Source organism: Pseudomonas sp. p99-361 (assembly GCF_003935475.1).
In the GTDB taxonomy this organism is placed as follows: domain Bacteria; phylum Pseudomonadota; class Gammaproteobacteria; order Pseudomonadales; family Pseudomonadaceae; genus Aquipseudomonas; species Aquipseudomonas juntendi.
In genome coordinates this window covers 66291-85450 of record NZ_RHQO01000006.1, presented here as the reverse complement: position 1 = coordinate 85450, position 19160 = coordinate 66291, and the positions used below count along the sequence as shown (strand labels likewise).

Here is a 19160-nt window from a genome sequence, read left to right as displayed (position 1 = left end):
GTCAGTCCTGCCCGGTCACGCGCAGCAGCTCTGCCACGCTGGTCTGCCCTTGGCAGACACGCTGAACACCGTGCTGGAACAGGCTCGGCGTGTCCTGGCGAATCAGTTCATGCATGGCGGCCTGGGATGCCTGGGTGTGGATCGCCTGAGCCAGTGCGGGCTTGACCACCACCATCTCGTGCAAGGCCAGGCGCCCACTGTAGCCCGCCTGGCATTCACTGCAGCCCTGCGCCTGGTAAAGCTGCGCGGGCAGCCCGGCAGGGTTGCCCAAGGCGCTGGCCATGGCCTGGTCCACCTCGCAGGCCACCTTGCAGTGCGGGCAGAGCCGGCGTACCAGGCGCTGGGCCATCACCCCGGCCAGCGACGAAGCCAGCAGGCAGGTATCGATGCCCATGTCGGCAAGCCGCGTGATTGCCCCCAGCGCGCTGTTGGTGTGCAGGGTGGAAAGTACCAGGTGGCCCGTCAGCGACGCCTGCACCGCGATGTTGGCGGTTTCCTTGTCGCGGATTTCGCCCACCATGACCACGTCCGGGTCCTGACGCAGAATGGCGCGCAGGCCACGGGCGAAGGTCATGTCGACCTTGGGGTTGACCTGGGTTTGCCCGATGCCGGCCAGGTGGTACTCGATCGGGTCCTCCACGGTGAGGATATTGCGCGACTCCTGGTTCAGGTACGCGAGCGCGGTGTACAAGGTGGTGGTCTTGCCCGAGCCGGTTGGGCCGGTGACCAGGAAAATACCGTGTGGCTTTTCCAGCATGCTCATGAAGCCAGCACGCACAGCCGCCGGCATCTGCATGTGGTCGATGTCCAGGCGCACGGCCTGCTTGTCCAGCAACCGCAGCACCACCCGCTCGCCATGGGTGGCAGGCAAAGTCGATACGCGCACGTCGACTTCATGGCCAGCCAGGCGCAGGCTGATGCGACCGTCCTGGGGCACGCGCTTCTCGGCGATGTCCAGGCGCGCCATGACCTTGATACGCGAAACCAGCAGGGCAGACAGTTCCCGCGGGGGTGACAGCACTTCGCGCATAACGCCGTCGATGCGCATGCGCACGCGCAGCTGATGCTCGAAGGTTTCCAGGTGGATATCCGAGGCCCGCGAGCGCACCGCTTCGCTGAACAGGGCATTGAGCAGGCGGATGATCGGCGCATCGTCTTGCTGTTCGAGCAGGTCGCTGGTTTGCGGCAAGGCCTCGGCCAGCCGTGGCAGGTCGATTTCCTGGTCCAGGCCCTGGACGATCGATTGCGCGGCATCCCCACCGAGGCCGTAGCAACTGGCCAGGCGCTCGGCGAAGTCGGCTTCGCTCACCTGGCGCAGCGGCCAGGTATTGCCCAGCAAGCGGCAGGCTTCGGCCAGGGCGGCCAGGGAGGCGCCCTCTCGCATCATCAGCACCGGCTCGGGCGCCTGGCGGTCGAGCAGGATCCCGTGACGCCGGGCGAAGCCGAATGGCAGCTCAGGACTCATGGCTGTGGCACTTGCGCGCTTGGCAAGCGACGCGGCTCGAACAGGCGCTGGGCATCAGCCGGCAAGGGCGAATCATCGGCGGCGCGCACCCCGTCGTAGGCCCTGCGCCCTACCTCGACCCGCTCCGCCTGGCTACGCAGGATGGTCGGGCGCAGGAAGACCATCAGGTTGGTTTTCTCCTGAATGTCGCTGCGCCAGCGGAACAGACCGCCAAGCCACGGAATGCGGCTGAGCAACGGTACCCCACGCTCGACCTTGCGCATGCTGTCCTTGATCAGGCCGCCAATCACGATGATCTCGCCGTCGGAGGCCAGGATGGTGCTCTTGAGCGTACGCTTGTTGGTGACCAGGTCGTTCTCGGCCGTGCTCGGCGCGATTTCGGAGCTTTCCTGCTCGACCTCCAGGCGCAGGCTTTGCCCCTCATTGATGTGCGGGCGCACCTTCAGGCTGATACCGATATCCTTGCGTTCGACCGTGGTGAACGGGTTCTCCGAACCACTGCCGGGGGTAACGTAGGAGCCGGTCTTGAAGGCGACGTTCTGCCCCACCAGGATATGCGCCTCCTGGTTGTCCAGGGTCAACAGGCTTGGCGTGGACAACAGGTTGCTGCGGCTGCTGCTGGCCAAGGCCGATATCAGCGCGGCAAAACGGTCCGTGCCAATGGCCAGGGCAGCACCACCCGGCAGCTTGGCCTCCTTGCCCAGCAGGTCGGCCAGCCCGGTGCCACTTTCGCTGAACGAGACCCCGCCGTTGAGCCCGCCGGTGCCCACGCCCCACTGCACACCCAACGCTTCATCGATGCTGCCGCTGACTTCGACGATTGCCGCATGGATGAGGACCTGCGCCCGTGGCTGGTCCAATTGCTGGATGATCTGCTCGACGCTGCCCAGTGTCTGCGGCTCGCCCAGCAGCACCAGCGCATTCTGGTCGGCATCGGCCTTGACCACGGCGTCGCCAGTGAGGTTGGCGCCCAAGTCACGGGTGCCCGGCGCGCCATCCAGGCGCTTGCCCACCTCACCCAGCACGTCGGCAAGCTGCTCGGCGTTACTGTGCTGCAAGCGCACCACACGCCAGTTCTGCGCGGTGGCGGGTGCCGCCACATCCAGCGAACGGGTCAGTTGTGCCAGGCGCTGCCTGGACTTGGCCGGGCCGAGGATCAGCAGGCGGCTACCGTTGGCGTCGGCCACCACCTGCACACCGCTGTCCGGCCCCCCGGCGGCCGCTTCGACCACGGCGAACACGGCCTCGGTCTGGGCGTTATGCAGGGTCACCAGCTCATAGTCGTGCCGCTGGCCGCTGTCCAGCTGCAAGACCAGGCTCTCCAGGCGTTCAAGGTTGGCTGCAGAGTCGGTCACCACCAAGGCGTTGGCCGAGCTGGAGGGGCCAATGTAGCCGCTGCTGGACACCAACGGCCGCAACAGGCCGGCCAGGTCGGCAGCGACGCTACCCGACAAGGTAAAGACGCGCGTGGTGAACGCGGCCGGTATGGCCTCCACCTGTTGGTTGGCCCAGGCCTTGGCTTCGCTGGCCGGCAGCACCAGCAAACGGTCGCCGTCGTTCACGGCGGCAAAGCCCTGGGCATTGAGCACCGAGTAGAACAGCCGGCGTATGCCTTCACGATCCAGGGCTTCGTTGGAAAGCACCGTGATGCGCCCCTGCACACGGGGGTCGAGGATGATGGTCTGGTCGAGGATTTCCCCCACCTCACGCACCACCTCGCGTACGTCGGCATCGCTCATCGCCAGTTGCCAGGTGGGCATTTCAGCCAGCGCCAGGGAACAGCACAGGGTCAAACAGGCGCCGAACGAGGCGCCTTGCAAATATCGCTTGAAAGTCATTGCACCTCCCGCAACAGGCGGGATGAAGGATCAGAAACCGGGCGCGGGCGAGGGGCCGCTCCCATGGGCAGAAAAACGCTGGGGCCAGGGGTAGCCAACGCCACGACTTCCTCGCGGCCGTCGACCCACAGCACGATGGAGCGCACATCGATACGGCGCAGCACACCGTGGCCCGCAATCCGCTCACCCACCCGGTAGACAGCCTCGCCCCCAGCGCTTTTCACCAACGCCCGCGCCCCGCCCTGGCTGGATACGAAGCAGGCCTTGAGCGTGATGTCCGCCCGGCTAGACCGCTGGCGCTCAGGCTGAAAGCCGAATGCCAAGGCCAGGGCGGTCGTCGAGAACGGTTGCTCCGGGGCGGCTGCCGTGGCCAGCGCCGAGGCCGGCAGCAGCGGGGGCGCAGTTAACGGATACAGCCGTTCCCGCGCTATCAGCCCGGCAAGCGTTACCAGCACCAGCGCCAGCCAGATCACATGAGACGAGCGCTTCATCCGAATCAGGGCAGCATGCGCCGCAGTACACGGCGCCCGGCCAGCTCATGCAGCACCACGGCGCCAATGTGCACCGACACGCCCAGGGCCAGCAGCAGGCACGCGCAGATGTGGACCTTGAACCACAGGCCGTGCCAGAACGGTTCGCTCAACAGCGGCGCGAGGGTGAACCAGCCGAACACGTCGATGGGCCGGTCCATCATCAATACGCCGGACAGCAGCACGATCGCGGTGGTCCAGTACAAACCTTCATGGACAAGATGGGCGATCCGCTCCCCCCTGGCTGCACCCTCCAGGCTGCCGGGTTTGAACAGGGTCCGCCGCAGCAGCCAGCGCAGCAGGAATATCGGGATGAACAGGGTGGTCATGGCCACGTTGACGAACGCAACCAAGTGAAACGTGGTCGGGGTGACGTTCAGGTGCGCCACGTAGAAGCCGCTGAGCAGTACCCAAATGATGACCAAGGCAGAGACCCAGTGCAGGAGGATCTGCTGCCAGGCATATTTTCGTGCTTGCATAAACAGTACTCGAAGGGCCTGGCCCCCCGTCGAGGGGCCAGGTGTGCTGCATTACTTCTCGGTCCAGGCCATGTTCCAGTGAGAGCCGGTACCTGGCTCGAACTGGGCGGCATTGGCGGAGTACTGCACGCAGTAACCCGAGTTCGGGAAGGGCTGGCACTCGTAGACCTTGCCATTCTTGGGCTGCAGTACCTTGGTGCCGGCCTGGTAGCTCGACAGCGACTCCGGGAAGACAAAGTCGTACGACCCGTCACCCGACGCCTTGAGCTGGACCGTGCGCTCATCCTGCAGCAGCTCGCGCTCGCGCTTGTCTACGCCGACGACCTTGAGGGTGTGCTCACCCGGCACGCTGGCGACGTTCAAGGCGAACGGCGCGCTGCCGTTGACCAGTTGCCGTGCGTAGGCGACCTGCTTGTTGCTGGCGTCGAACAGCCGCGCCGATACGGTCAAGGCCTTGTTGGTCATTACGGTAAAGTCCACGCTACCCTGGCCATCAGCGATGGTGTACTCAGGTTTGACATCATGCAGGTGCAGGGTGGCGGGCTCACCGGCAGCGGCCTTGAAGTCGAGGATGTAGTTGGTCAGGCCACTTTCGGCTTTGGCGAAGATGCTGTTGGAGCCCTGGACAGGCTCGATGTTACCGTCGGCATCCATTTGCCCGGCACGGACCAGCGTCTGGGTTTCGTTGATCTGCCTGGCGAGCTTGTAAGCCCAGTTGGCAGCGATACCTTCTTCGGCGTTGTCGATGGTAACGCTCACATGGTGCGACGGACGCTCGCCATTGGCATCGAATGCGCGGGCCGTCACCTGGTCGCCCACTTCAAGGTCTCGGCTGGCGCTGATCTCGGCCAGGCGCGGCCATTCGGGCGCTGGCCCGCCGTCAAGTTGAATATCGACGTCAGCCACGCTATGGAAGGCCTTGTCGGTATCCCCCACTTTCCAGACACCCAGGATCACGTGCTGGCCGGCACGGTCGGCTGGCAAGGTGCAGCTATGCTTGGGGTTGGTGCCAGTGCCGCTGGCAGGCACCTGGTTGTTGCCATCGACTACACAGAACGGCGCGTCGTCGAACGAGGCGCGGCTCAGTGCGGTATTGGGGTTCCAGTCGGCTTTGGTGATGAAGTATTCCCACGTGGTTACCGGGTGCGGCGCCTGGTAATGCCAGTCGAACTGAATGTTCCGGTCAACGATGGGGGTCAGATGCCAGCGGTTGGCCGACTGCTCGTCGAGGGCACCGAAATCACCACGGACACCACCGCTGGCAATTTTCCCGTCAACAGGGCCGGCCGCCGGGAAACGCCCAATGGCCTCACCGACCGACCACGGTTCGTACTGAGCGCCGCCACAGTTGCTGTTCAGGTTCTTGTGGTTGGCATGGCACAGCGCTGCACGTGAAGGCGGGTCAGCCAGATGGCCGTGTGCCTGGGCAACCTGAACCTGCAAACCTGCACCTGCGATAGCCATCCACACACCGGTGGCAACAACGCTTCTGCGCAGGGTTTTTCTTGTATTCATCACGAACTCCGAAGGTTGAATGCAAAAGGGCACATTCACGCGCGGCGAATGTGCCCTCTGCTCAAGGGAGGTCGGACATTAGAAGAAACATCTGTGCCTATATGTAGGAATACGGCTGAACGTTCGGCACATTTTCGGAAATGCACGGCAGCGGCAGGCACAGGCTCCCCAAACCCTGGTTCGGGGAGCCTGGAAACTCAAACGTGGTATTGCGCCGACAGCTCGTGCACCGCGTTGATGAACACGCCTGCGTGCGCCGGGTCGACTTCCGGGGTGATGCCATGGCCCAGGTTGAACACGTGGCCGTTGCCGTGGCCGTAGCTGGCCAGGATGCGCGCCACTTCCTGGCGGATGGCCCCTGGCTTGGCGTACAGCACGGTCGGGTCCATGTTGCCCTGCAAGGCCACCTTGTCGCCCACACGGCGACGGGCGTCGCCAATGTCACAGGTCCAGTCCAGGCCCAGGGCATCGGCACCGGCCTCGGCGATGCTTTCAAGCCACAGGCCACCGTTCTTGGTGAACAGAATGACCGGCACCTTGCGCCCTTCGTGCTCGCGGATCAGGCCGCTGACGATCTTGCGCATGTAGGCGAGGGAGAACTCCTGGTAGGCCGCCGCTGACAGGTTGCCGCCCCAGGTGTCGAAGATCTGCACGGCCTGGGCACCGGCAAGGATCTGCCCGTTGAGGTAGCTGGTCACCGACTGGGCCAGCTTGTCCAGCAGCAGGTGCAGCGCTTGCGGGTTGTCATAGGCCATGGCCTTGGTCTTGCGGAAGTCCTTCGACGAACCGCCTTCGACCATGTAGGTGGCCAGGGTCCAGGGGCTACCGGAAAAACCGATGAGCGGAACGCGGCCGTTGAGTTCGCGGCGGATGGTGCTGACCGCATCCATCACGTAGCCCAGGTCTTTTTGCGGGTCGGGAACCGGCAGGGCTTCGATATCGGCCGGGGTACTGACGACCTTCCTGAAACGCGGGCCTTCGCCGGTTTCGAAGTACAGGCCCAGGCCCATGGCATCGGGGATGGTGAGGATGTCGGAGAACAGGATCGCAGCGTCCAGCGGATAGCGGTCCAGCGGCTGCAAGGTAACCTCGCAGGCGAACTGCGGGTTCATGCACAGGCTCATGAAATCGCCTGCCTTGGCACGGCTGGCGCGGTACTCCGGCAGGTAGCGCCCGGCCTGGCGCATCATCCACACCGGGGTGACGTCTACGGGTTGCTTGAGCAGTGCACGCAGGAAACGATCGTTCTTCAGGGCAGTCATGTCGGCATCCGGAAAAATAGTGCGGGCATTTTCTCAGACGCCAGCGCAAAAGGCACGGCCATGGCCATGCGTTTTGTCTATTGGATGCCACAGATCAAGCGTTTTTGTATACAAAAGCTTCGCGGGCACGCCCGCTGCCACAGGTTCTGCGCCGAACCCTGTGGCAGCGGGCGTGCCCGCGAACAGGTCGAGAATCAGACTTCCAGGTAGTCCAGGATACCCTCAGCAGCAGTGCGCCCTTCGAAGATCGCCGTCACCACCAGGTCCGAACCGCGCACCATGTCGCCACCGGCAAACACTTTCGGGTTGCTGGTCTGGTGCTTGAACTTGCCCTTCTCCGGCGCCACCACACGGCCCTGGCTGTCCAGCTGGATGTCATGCTGCTCGAACCACGGCGCCGGGCTTGGGCGGAAGCCAAAGGCGATCACCACAGCATCGGCCGGCAGGATTTCCTCGGAACCCGGAATCGGCTCGGGGCTGCGACGGCCACGGGCATCCGGCTCGCCCAGGCGGGTTTCGACCACCTTCACACCCTCGACCTTGTCCTCGCCGACAATGGCGATGGGTTGGCGGTTGTAGAGGAACTTCACGCCTTCTTCCTTGGCGTTCTTCACCTCTTTGCGCGAACCCGGCATGTTGGCTTCGTCACGGCGATAGGCGCAGGTCACTGCCTTGGCACCCTGGCGGATGGAGGTACGGTTGCAGTCCATGGCAGTGTCGCCACCGCCCAGCACCACAACCTTCTTGCCCTGCATGTCGATGAAGTCTTCAGGCGACTTCTCGAAGCCCAGGTTGCGGTTGACGTTGGCAATCAGGAAGTCCAGCGCGTCATGCACGCCCGGCAGGTCCTCACCCGGGAAGCCACCCTTCATGTAGGTGTAGGTACCCATGCCCATGAACACTGCGTCGTACTCGGCGAGCAGTTGTTCCATGGTCACGTCCTTGCCCACCTCGGTATTGAGGCGGAACTCGATACCCATGCCGGTGAACACTTCGCGGCGGTTGCTGAGCACGCTCTTTTCCAGCTTGAACTCGGGAATACCGAAGGTCAGCAGGCCACCGATTTCCGGGTTCTTGTCGAATACCACCGGGGTAACCCCGGCGCGCACCAGCACGTCGGCGCAGCCCAGGCCCGCTGGGCCGGCGCCAATGATGGCGACGCGCTTGCCGGTGGGCTTGACCTTGGACATGTCCGGGCGCCAGCCCATGGCAAAGGCGGTATCGGTGATGTACTTCTCCACCGAGCCGATGGTCACCGCGCCAAAGCCGTCGTTCAGGGTGCAGGCACCCTCGCACAGGCGGTCTTGCGGGCACACCCGGCCGCACACTTCGGGCAGAGTGTTGGTCTGGTGCGACAGCTCCGCCGCCGCCAGGATGTTGCCTTCGGAAACCAGCTTCAACCAGTTGGGGATGAAGTTGTGCACCGGGCACTTCCACTCGCAGTACGGGTTACCGCAGCCCAGGCAACGGTGCGCCTGCTCCACGGACTGCTGCGGCTTGAACGGCTCGTAGATTTCCACGAACTCTTTCTTGCGCTGGCGCAGCAGCTTTTTCTTCGGGTCCTTGCGGCCCACTTCGATGAACTGGAAGTCGTTGTTCAGACGTTCAGCCATTTTTCAAAACCTCTTTACAGCAGCTGCAAGCTACACGCTGCAAACTGCAAGACGATCACTTAAGCCGGGCAAACCTCGTGCTGCTTCTGCGTGCAGCTTGAGGCTTGCCACTTGCAGCTGTTGTTACTGCGGGTTGGCGCGAGTGCTGGACAGCAGTTGCTTCAGGTTGGCTGCCTTGGGCTTGACCAGCCAGAAGCGCCGCACGTAGTCGTCCAGGTTCTCCGAGAGCTCACGCCCCCACTCGCTGCCGGTCTCCTCCACATACTCGGCAAGGACCCGCGCCAGATGGCTGCGGTAAGCTTCCATGGCTTCCCCACTGATACGCTGGATTTCCACCAGCTCGTGGTTGAGCTTGTCGACGAAGCTGTTGTCCATGTCGAGCACGTAGGCGAAGCCGCCAGTCATGCCAGAACCGAAGTTGTAACCGGTGTTGCCCAGCACGCAGACAAAGCCGCCGGTCATGTATTCACAGCAGTGATCGCCGGTACCCTCGACAACAGCGTGGGCGCCGGAGTTACGGACAGCGAAGCGCTCGCCGGCAGTACCGGCGGCAAACAGTTTGCCGCCAGTGGCACCGTACAGGCAGGTGTTGCCGAGGATGGCGCTGTCCTGGGTGGCGAACGGGCTGCCAGCAGGCGGCACGATGGTGAGCTTGCCACCGGTCATGCCCTTGCCGACGTAGTCGTTGGCGTCGCCTTCCAGGTGCAGGTTCAGGCCACCGGCGTTCCACACGCCGAAGCTCTGACCCGCGGTCCCTTTGAAACGGAACGTGATCGGCGCCGCGGCCATGCCCTGGTTGCCGTGCAGGCGGGCGATCTCGCCCGATACACGCGCGCCGATGGAACGGTCGCAGTTGCAGATGTCGAGGCTGAACTCGCCACCGGCCTGGTCACGAATGGCCGGCATGGCCATTTCCACCATCTTCTCGGCCAGGTGGCCTTCGTCGAACGGCGGGTTCCTGTCGACTTCGCAGAACTGTGGCTTGTCTGCCGGAATGTGCGAGCTGCCCAGCAGCGGCGACAGGTCCAGGTACCGCTGACGCTCGGTGTCGCCTGGCAGCACGTCGAGCAGGTCGGTACGGCCGATCAGTTCGCCGAGGCTGCGCACGCCCAGCTTGGCCAGCCACTCACGGGTTTCTTCGGCGACGAAGGTGAAGAAATTGATCACCATGTCGACGGTGCCGATGTAGTGGTCCTTGCGCAGCTTGTCATTCTGCGTGGCTACGCCGGTCGCGCAGTTGTTCAGGTGGCAGATGCGCAGGTACTTGCAGCCCAAGGCGATCATGGGCGCGGTGCCAAAGCCGAAGCTTTCGGCGCCGAGGATGGCAGCCTTGATCACGTCCAGGCCGGTTTTCAGGCCACCGTCGGTCTGTACCCGCACCTTGCCGCGCAGGTCGTTGCCGCGCAGGGTCTGGTGGGTTTCGGCCAGGCCCAGTTCCCACGGGGCGCCGGCGTACTTGATCGAGGTCAGCGGCGACGCACCGGTACCACCGTCATAGCCGGAAATGGTGATCAGGTCGGCATAAGCCTTGGCCACACCGGCGGCAATGGTGCCCACGCCGGCCTCTGCCACCAGCTTGACCGACACCAGGGCCTGCGGGTTGACCTGCTTGAGGTCGTAGATCAGCTGGGCCAGGTCTTCGATCGAGTAAATGTCGTGGTGCGGTGGCGGCGAGATCAGGGTCACGCCCGGTACCGCATAGCGCAGCTTGGCGATCAGGCCATTGACCTTGCCGCCTGGCAGCTGGCCGCCCTCGCCGGGCTTGGCGCCCTGGGCCACCTTGATTTGCAGCACTTCGGCGTTCACCAGGTATTCCGGGGTCACACCAAAGCGGCCGGTGGCCACCTGCTTGATCTTCGAGCTGCGGATGGTGCCGTAGCGCGACGGGTCTTCGCCACCCTCACCGGAGTTGGAGCGCGCGCCCAGGCGGTTCATCGCCTCGGCCAAGGCTTCGTGCGCTTCCGGCGACAGGGCGCCAAGGGAAATACCGGCGGAGTCGAAGCGCTTGAGGATGGCCTCCAGCGGCTCGACCTGTTCCAGCGCCAAAGGCTGGTCGGCCACCTTGACCTTCAGCAGGTCGCGGATCATCGACACCGGGCGCTGGTCGACCAGCGTGGTGTATTCCTTGAACTTGGCGTAGTCACCCTGCTGCACTGCAGCCTGCAGCGTGTTGACCACGTCCGGGTTGTAGGCGTGGTACTCGCCACCGTGCACGAACTTCAGCAGGCCGCCTTGCTGGATCGGCTTGCGCGCGCTCCAGGCTTCGGCTGCCAGCAGCTTCTGGTCGCTTTCCAGGTCTTCGAAGCGTGCACCCTTGATGCGGCTGGACACCCCCTTGAAGCTCAGGCCGACCACTTCTTCGGACAGGCCGATGGCTTCGAACAGCTGCGCACCCCGGTACGAGGCGATGGTGGAGATACCCATCTTCGACAGGATCTTCAGCAAGCCTTTGGAAATGCCTTTGCGGTAGTACTTGAACACCTCGTCCAGGTCGCCCAGCACTTCACCGGTACGAATCAGGTCGGCGAGCACTTCGTAGGACAGGTACGGGTAGACGGCCGACGCACCGAAGCCCAGCAGCACGGCGAAGTGATGCGGGTCGCGGGCTGTGGCGGTTTCCACCAGGATGTTGCTGTCGCAACGCAGGCCCTGCTCGGTCAGGCGGTGGTGTACGGCACCCACGGCCAGCGAAGCGTGCACAGGCAGCTTGCCCGGGGCAATGTAGCGGTCGCTCAGCACCAGCTGGGTCTTGCCCGCGCGCACGGCTTCTTCAGCCTGGTCGGCAATGTTGCGGATCGCCGCTTCCAGGCCGACGCTCTGCTCATAGTTGAGGTCGATCAGCTGACGCTCGAAGCCTTCACGCTCCAGGTTCATCAGCGAACGCCACTTGGCCGGCGAAATGACTGGCGAGCTGAGGATCACCCGCGAGGCGTGCTCCGGGGACTCCTGGAAGATGTTGCGCTCAGCGCCGAGGCAGATTTCCAGCGACATCACGATCGCTTCGCGCAGCGGGTCGATCGGTGGGTTGGTCACCTGGGCGAACTGTTGGCGGAAGAAGTCGTACGGCGAACGCACGCGTTGCGACAGGACAGCCATCGGCGTGTCATCACCCATCGAGCCAACGGCCTCCTGGCCCTGCTCACCCAACGGGCGCAGCACCTGGTCACGCTCTTCGAAGGTGACCTGGAACATTTTCATGTATTGCTTGAGCTGGTCAGCGTCGTAGCTGGCCACGCCCTGGTCGTCGGTCAGCGTCGCCTGGATACGCGTGGCGTGCTGACGCAGCCAACGCTTGTACGGGTGGCGCGACTTCAGGCGGTCGTCGATGGCATCGGTATCGAGGATCTGCCCGGTTTCGGTGTCCACGGCAAGGATCTGGCCCGGGCCCACGCGGCCCTTGGCCAATACTTCCTCAGGCTGGTAGCCCCACACGCCGATTTCAGAGGCGATGGTGATGTAGCCATTGGTGGTGGTCACCCAGCGCGCCGGGCGCAGGCCGTTACGGTCGAGCAGGCACACCGCGTGGCGGCCTTCGGTCATGACGATACCGGCCGGACCGTCCCACGGCTCCATGTGCATGGAGTTGTATTCGTAGAACGCGCGCAGGTCGGCGTCCATGGTCTCGACGTTCTGCCAGGCTGGTGGTACCAGCATGCGCACGCCGCGGAACAGGTCGATACCGCCGGTGACCATCAGCTCCAGCATGTTGTCCATGCTCGAGGAGTCCGAACCGACGCGGTTGACCAGCGGGCCAAGCTCTGCGAGGTCGGGGATCAGGTCGTTGGCGAACTTGGTGCGACGGGCCATGGCCCAGTTGCGGTTACCGGTAATGGTGTTGATCTCGCCGTTGTGGGCGAGGAAGCGGAACGGCTGCGCCAGCGGCCACTTCGGCAGGGTGTTGGTCGAGAAGCGCTGGTGGAACACGCAGATCGCCGTTTGCAGGCGCTCGTCACCCAGGTCCGGGTAAAACGCCGCGAGATCGCGCGGCATCATCAGGCCTTTGTAGATGATGGTCTTGTGCGAGAAGCTGCAGATGTAGTGGTCGGCGTCATCGGCGTTGGCAACCGACGAACGGCGCCGGGCGCTGAACAGCTTGATGGCGAATTCCTGGTCGCTCAGGCCCTCACCGCCGATGAACACCTGCTCGATCTGCGGCAGGCGCTCCATGGCCAGGCGGCCGAGAACGCTGGTGTCGATCGGCACCTTGCGCCAGCCAACCAGCTTCAGCCCGGCAGCGATGATCTCGCGATCCATGTTGGCACGTGCAGCTTCGGCTTTGACCGGGTCCTGGTTGAAGAACACCATGCCGACGGCGTACTGCTTGGGCAACTCGACGGCAAAATGCTCCTGGGCCATGGCGCGCAGGAACTGATCGGGCTTCTGTATCAGCAGACCGCAACCGTCACCGGTCTTGCCGTCGGCGTTGATGCCACCGCGGTGGGTCATGCAAGTCAGTGCCTGCATGGCGGTTTGCAGAAGGTGGTGGCTCGCCTCGCCCGTCATATGGGCGATCAGGCCAAAACCACAGTTGTCCTTGAATTCTTCGGGATGGTACAGACCTGTTTTCATAGACACATTCTCACCAGGTTCACCTCTCAACGGAGGCAAATCTCTTTTTTAACAACCACTTACCATCCACGCCGATCAAACGCCAGCTTTTTTGCGGTGGCCATGGAAAACCATTGTTGCACAGCGACAGCGATGCCCACAAATTTTCATGTCTCACCATTGAAAATTTATGTCGCCATTTTGAATGTTTTTGCGTCATGCACCGTGATAGGCGCTTGACTTGAGTCTGAAGCGTTTCAGCCATGACTGCAACTCGGGGCTTGTGGCCGGCAGTCTGGGACAGAAAAGCCTGCCGCGCTCGGGCGCAGCAGGCTAGTCGAAAGCTAGAATTCGCTTAGCAACAGGGCAGCGGGGTGGTGCCGCCCGGCAGGTATCAGCGGGCCGAGGCCAGCTCTTGTTGGACGCTGGCGACGGTACGTGGCCAAGGTTTACCAGCCTGGACCTTCGCTGGCAAGTTCTTGATTGCGGCAACCGCAGCATCGCGGCTGGCGAAACTGCCGTAAGTGACCACATACAGCGGCTTGCCTTGCAGGTCTTTCTTGAAGTAGCGATAGTCGCCACCCTGGGCTTTCACGTACGCCTGCGCCGAGGCCTCGGAGCTGGTGCCGAGGATCTGCACCACGTAATTACCCGGTTTCTGGCCGGCGTACCAGCTGCTGTTGCCAGTGCCGCCAGCGGCTGGTTTTTCAGCAGGCTTGGCGGCCGGCTTGGCCACGGCGACCTGGGTCGGTGCCGGGGCCGGCTTGGCCGTCGCAACCGGCTTGGCAGGCTGGGTTGCGACCGGTTTCTGCGCAGGCGCAACCTGCTGCACGGGTTGCACAGGCGTCGGCGCGGGGCCCGCCGCTACGCCTTGCGGCGGGGCGATGGTGGTCACGGTCGGCGGCGGGTTGCCAGGCTGCAGGGCGGTATCGCCAGCCGGGCTGCCTTCTTCCCCCTCACCCATGCCTGCGGCCTGGGCCAGCGGCTCGCGCATCACCGGCTGCGACTGGCCTCCCAGTGGCAGCGGCACCGGCTGGGACGAGCCAGAGAACTCGATGTTGGCGCCCTGCTTGCCGTCGCCAAGCGGTAACTGAGCCTGGGCAGCCGGTGCGTCGGCCGGCGCTTTCTCGCCTTTCTTGGGCATCAACACGGCAGCTGCAACGGCAACCACGACCACGGCAGACAACGCGAGCACATGTTTTTTTGGCATCTTGAACCCCATGGATGGTCGCTTGGCCGTCGTCCGGCTGGCGATCATGGCTTCGATCAAAGTGTCACGGGCGACCTGGTTGATGTTGCCAGGCCAGCCGTCGGAGTTTTCATGGATATCGACGATCTGTTCACGGCTGAACACCTCGATGCCCCGGCCTGCGCCTTCCAGGCGCTGCTCCAGGTATTCGCGGGTTTCCTCTTCACTGTAGGGGGCCAGCTCGATGATGTGGAAGCGTTCTTCCTCGACATTGAGCTCGTCCAGCCCTGCAATCAGCGAAGGCTCACCAAACAGGAACACGTGCGGGCGCCCTTCCGGCACCCCCGCCGCCAATTCCAGCAACGCTTGGAGTGCCGACTCGTCGAGTTGTTCCGCATCGTCCACCAGCAAGTACACTTCCTGCCCGGTGAGTGCCAGTTGCACCACCTTGGACAGGATCGCCTGCATCTCCGGCTGGGCCACGTCCAGGTTCTGCGCGACCTGGCCCAATACACTGGCAGCATCGCTGGCACCACGGGCGGACACCACAACGCTCTGCACCGCCTGCTTGTTGGTACTGGCCACCAGCGCCTGGCGCAGCAGGGTCTTGCCGCTACCCTGCGGGCCGGTGACGACCAGCATCAGTTGGCTGTAGCGAGCCAGGTGGTGCAGCTGGCCGAGCACAGGCTTGCGCTGGGCAGGGAAAAACTTGAAGCCGGGCACCCGCGGTGCGAACGGATCGTGGCTCAACTGGTAATGGTCGAGAAAGGCCTCATCGGCATGCAAACTGGTCATTGCGCTGTCACAACCTCAAAGCTGGGCCACGATCGCGCGGTGATCCGCCGACAGCGTGGCCTGTAGAATCTCTTTCGGATAGTCGTCGGTGACCACGGCCTCGCCCATCTGGCGCAGCAGCACCAAACGCAGACGCCCGTCGAGCACCTTCTTGTCGACCGCCATGTGCTCCATGAAATGCGCCGGGGTCATTTCCTGTGGTGGCACCACCGGCAAACCTGCGTCCTGCAACAGGCGGATTCCGCGATCGCGCTCGGCCTGGTCGAGCCAGCCAAGGCGCATGGACATTTCCAGGGCCATGACCGTGCCCGCCGCCACGGCTTCGCCGTGCAGCCACACGCCATAGCCCATGTGGGTTTCGATGGCATGCCCGAAGGTATGCCCCAAGTTCAGCGTGGCCCGCACGCCAGACTCGCGTTCGTCGGCGCCCACCACTGCGGCCTTGGCCGCACACGAGCGGCGAATGGCTTCGGTCAGGGCTGCCGAGTCGAGGGTACGCAGGGCCTGCATATTGTCTTCGAGCCAGGCGAGGAAGGGCTTGTCACAGATCAGCCCGTACTTGATCACTTCGGCCAGGCCTGCCGAAAGCTCGCGCGCCGGCAAGGTCTTCAGGCTGGTGGTATCGATCAGCACCGCGTTGGGCTGGTAGAAGGCGCCGACCATGTTCTTGCCCAGCGGGTGGTTGATGCCGGTCTTGCCGCCTACCGAGGAGTCGACCTGGGACAACAGGGTGGTCGGCACCTGGATGAAGTCCACGCCCCGCTGATAGCAGGCAGCGGCAAAGCCGGCCATGTCACCGACCACCCCGCCGCCCAGGGCGACCACGGTGGTACGGCGGTCATGCCGCGCCGTCAGCAGGCCATCGAAGATCAGTTGCAGGGTTTCCCAGTTCTTGTGGGCTTCGCCATCGGGCAGTATCACTGGCAGCACCGAGTAGGCCCCCAGGGTCTTGGCCAGGCGGTCGAGATACAGCGGCGCGACGGTCTCGTTGGAGACGATGGCAACCTGCCGGCCGACAATGTGCGGCGCCAGCAGCTCGGGCTGGTCCAGCAGGCCTTCGCCAATGTAGATCGGGTAGCTACGCTCGCCCAGGTCGACCTTCAGTGTCTGCATGTATCCCCACAATGTTCTTGGGCGCGGTGCCGTTCTGGCGACCTGCGCGGTAACGTTGAACCTCGCCTCGGCGCTGGTGGCCGAGAATAGTCCCGGGTTAACGGGGCGGCAACTGCTGCAAGCGCTCGAGGATGTCGATCACCACCATGCGTGGTGGCCGCTCGTCGGTTTCTACGACCAGGTCGGCGATCTCGCGGTAGAGCGGGTCGCGGGTTTCCAGCAGGTTCCGCAGGGTGGCCTCGGGGTTGGCGGTGCGCAGCAGCGGGCGATTGCGGTCGCGCGCCGTGCGGCCGACCTGCTGTTCGACCGAGGCGTGCAGGTAGATTACCCGGCCGCCCTGGTGCAGCGCCTGGCGGTTGGCTTCGCGCATGACGGCACCGCCACCGGTGGCCAGGACCACGCCGTCGAGGCCACACAGCTCGGCAATCATCGCTTGCTCGCGATCACGGAAACCCGGCTCGCCTTCCTTGTCGAAAATCCACGGGATGTTGGCGCCGCAACGCAGTTCGATTTCCTTGTCGGAATCCTTGAACAGCAGGCGCAGCTCTTTGGCCAATAGGCGGCCGATGGTGCTTTTACCAGCACCCATGGGCCCCACAAGTATCAAATTTCGCACAGAATCAACGACTCACAGCAATCGCCTGGTCACTCATGATACGCGGAGTCAGGAAGACCAGCAGCTCGGATTTTTTCTCTTGTAATGCATCGCGTCGAAACAGCCGCCCAACATACGGCAGATCACCCAAAAATGGCACCTTGTCGACCACATTGTTTTGCGAAGTCGAGTACACGCCGCCAATCACGATCGTTTCGCCGTCGGCCACGCGAACCTTGGCATTCACCTCGTTCTTGCGGATCGGCGGCACGTTGTTCAAGGCATTGACGTAATCCGGTTCGTCCTTGGTCACCCTGACAGCCATGATTACCTTGTTGTCCGGGGTAATTTGCGGGGTCACCTCCAACGACAGCGAGGCCTCGCGGAACGACACCGAGGTGGCGCCGCTCTTGGTGGTTTCCTGGTAGGGCACCTCGGTGCCCTTGAGGATCCTGGCCGTTTCCTTGTCGGCCGTGACCACCTTGGGTTGCGAAATGATCTCGCCATTGCCGCTTTTTTCCATGGCGCTGAGTTCGAGGTCCAGCAGCACATCCCCGCGCAGCAGGCCAAGGCCGATGCTGCTGCCAGCCCGCTCGACACCCAGGTCGACGAACAGCGACTTGCCCGGCAGCGGGTTGTCGCCATACAAAGGGCTGCCCCAGCGCACCCCAAGGGCTTTCTCGTAATCGACGTTGGCCTCGACGATGCGCGCCTCGATCGCCACCTGGCGCACCGGCACATCCAGCTGCGCCACCAGTTGCCGCAGTTCATCGAGGCGTTCGGCCGGCAGGTAGGCCACCAGGGTATTGGTGCGCTCATCGACACTCAGGCTGCCCCAACCGGCGAGCAGGCTTTCGTCGGCCAGGCTGGTCTTGAGCAGTTCCGCAAGTTCGGCAGCCTTGGCATGGTGAACAGGCAACAGCTCCCGGCGCATGGGCTGCAACTGCGCCTCCAGCACCTGCCCCGCACGCGCTTCGGCAGTTTGCGCAGCCAGCGTGGCCGCCGGCGCCACCAGCAGCACATTGCCCTCCTGGCGCCGGGCGAGGCTTTTGCTGCGCAAGACCAGGTCCAGCGCCTGATCCCACGGCACATCCTGCAAGCGCAGGGTGACATTGCCCTGCACATCGTCGCTGGCGACCAGGTTGACGCCGGCATAGTCGGCGAGTACCTGCAAAACCGAGCGAATCTCGACATCCTGAAAGTGCAGCGACAGCGGCTCACCCTGGTAAGGCGTCGCGGTCGCCAGAGGCATGGGCAGCAGGGCCGCCAGCAGGTAGATCATCCTCGTTCTCATTCTGATCCGGGGCCTCCTTGCCCAGGCGTTTTGCGAGGGTGATGAACGCCGTGCGCTCATGCCACACCCCCGCCATGAACAACCGTTCGCGCACTTCGACCTGGCGCGGGCCGATGTGCATCACTATCCCTTGATCACGCCCTACCCGGTCCCCAAGGCGGACGCGATAGAGCCTGCCGGCCGCCCGCAGCAGCGCTTGATGTTCCTGCCCACGCGTCAGGCTGCCGACCATTTCCAACTGGGCCAGGGGCGCGCGGGTCAAACCACCCGACAGGTGCGTTGCCAACGCGGCGAACGGATCCATGGCCGGTGCTCGCGTTGCCGGCCTGGCAGGCAGCCGCGCAAGCATGGCGACTGCCACCCCGGCAACCGGCGCGTGATAGGCATCGACCCGCAGTTGCAAACGCAGCAGGCCTGGTTCGCCACCGCCGGCTGCCAGGCGCATGCTGCGACCGTGCATGACACGCACCTGCCCCAACCACTCGTCCAGCCAGCCCCGCAAGGCTGGGTAGCTGCCCACCACCTGCAACTCCAGTGGCACTACGCTGAAGCCCTGCCGCTGCTGCTGCTCGTGCACATCGAGGCGCTCGACGAGCAGGCCGTGCTCGCGCCCCGAACCCGACAGGCGGTCTAGCAGGTCGCTCATGCTTTCGCCGGCAGCCAGCTGCCATTGTGCCTTTTGCAAGCGCTGCCCATCGCTCGCCAGCTGTGCCCGCACCCCCTGCAACTCGGCAATCTGCGCCTGCGTGGCAGCCTGCTGCCGGTTCAGCTCGGCGTGCTTGCCCTCTTCTTCACCCTGCTGCTGCCACATGCCCGGCAGGCGAATCGCGCAGCCCAGGCCGAACAGCAGCACCGCCAGTGCCACAGGTGCCAGCCGCCGGAAGCGGCTGGAGCGCTCGGCTGCGCCAAGCCATGCGAGCAGTT

The 19160-nt window shown here is 63.9% G+C and carries 13 protein-coding genes; all 13 read right to left on the bottom strand.

Translation table 11 applies throughout. The annotated features are described in order from the left end of the window. Position 1: 1 nt before the first annotated feature. Positions 2-1465, bottom strand: a complete 1464-nt coding sequence (gene gspE / locus EGJ22_RS04780) for a type II secretion system ATPase GspE (RefSeq protein WP_029886139.1) — start codon at positions 1463-1465, stop codon at positions 2-4. Next, entirely contained in the window at positions 1462-3303 is a 1842-nt protein-coding gene (gene gspD / locus EGJ22_RS04775; protein ID WP_029886140.1) for a type II secretion system secretin GspD, read from the bottom strand. Before gspD ends, gspE begins: the two co-directional genes overlap by 4 nt. Continuing rightward, the gene (locus EGJ22_RS04770; protein ID WP_029886141.1) at positions 3300-3794 is read right to left on the bottom strand and encodes a type II secretion system protein N; all 495 of its coding nucleotides are present in this window, start codon (positions 3792-3794) and stop codon (positions 3300-3302) included. The genes gspD and EGJ22_RS04770 overlap by 4 nt, the downstream gene beginning before the upstream one ends. Before the next feature lie 5 nt (positions 3795-3799). Continuing rightward, the gene (locus tag EGJ22_RS04765; protein WP_029886142.1) at positions 3800-4312 is read right to left on the bottom strand and encodes a cytochrome b; all 513 of its coding nucleotides are present in this window, start codon (positions 4310-4312) and stop codon (positions 3800-3802) included. A 51-nt stretch (positions 4313-4363) separates the two neighbouring features. Continuing rightward, positions 4364-5827, bottom strand: a complete 1464-nt coding sequence (gbpA, locus tag EGJ22_RS04760) for an N-acetylglucosamine-binding protein GbpA (RefSeq protein ID WP_029886143.1) — start codon at positions 5825-5827, stop codon at positions 4364-4366. Positions 5828-6024: 197 nt separating this feature from the next. Beyond that, positions 6025-7089, bottom strand: coding sequence for a uroporphyrinogen decarboxylase (gene hemE / locus EGJ22_RS04755; protein WP_029886144.1), 1065 nt, complete (start codon positions 7087-7089; stop codon positions 6025-6027). A gap of 194 nt (positions 7090-7283) precedes the next feature. Next, the gene (locus EGJ22_RS04750; RefSeq protein WP_009684959.1) at positions 7284-8702 is read right to left on the bottom strand and encodes an FAD-dependent oxidoreductase; all 1419 of its coding nucleotides are present in this window, start codon (positions 8700-8702) and stop codon (positions 7284-7286) included. A 123-nt stretch (positions 8703-8825) separates the two neighbouring features. After that, positions 8826-13271, bottom strand: coding sequence for a glutamate synthase large subunit (gene gltB / locus EGJ22_RS04745; protein WP_029886145.1), 4446 nt, complete (start codon positions 13269-13271; stop codon positions 8826-8828). Between the two features lie 373 nt (positions 13272-13644). Continuing rightward, positions 13645-15234: an SPOR domain-containing protein gene (locus EGJ22_RS04740; RefSeq protein WP_029886146.1), complete on the bottom strand. Its 1590-nt coding sequence runs from the start codon at positions 15232-15234 to the stop codon at positions 13645-13647. A 15-nt stretch (positions 15235-15249) separates the two neighbouring features. Then, positions 15250-16347, bottom strand: coding sequence for a 3-dehydroquinate synthase (gene aroB, locus EGJ22_RS04735; protein ID WP_029886147.1), 1098 nt, complete (start codon positions 16345-16347; stop codon positions 15250-15252). Between the two features lie 97 nt (positions 16348-16444). Next, positions 16445-16963 (bottom strand): shikimate kinase AroK, encoded by a 519-nt coding sequence (gene aroK, locus EGJ22_RS04730; RefSeq protein ID WP_009684951.1) that lies wholly within the window; start codon positions 16961-16963, stop codon positions 16445-16447. A 4-nt stretch (positions 16964-16967) separates the two neighbouring features. Beyond that, positions 16968-18236: a type IV pilus secretin PilQ gene (locus EGJ22_RS04725; protein ID WP_050492206.1), complete on the bottom strand. Its 1269-nt coding sequence runs from the start codon at positions 18234-18236 to the stop codon at positions 16968-16970. Beyond that, the gene (locus EGJ22_RS04720; RefSeq protein WP_029886149.1) at positions 18160-19158 is read right to left on the bottom strand and encodes a pilus assembly protein PilP; all 999 of its coding nucleotides are present in this window, start codon (positions 19156-19158) and stop codon (positions 18160-18162) included. Before EGJ22_RS04720 ends, EGJ22_RS04725 begins: the two co-directional genes overlap by 77 nt. Positions 19159-19160 lie beyond the last annotated feature (2 nt).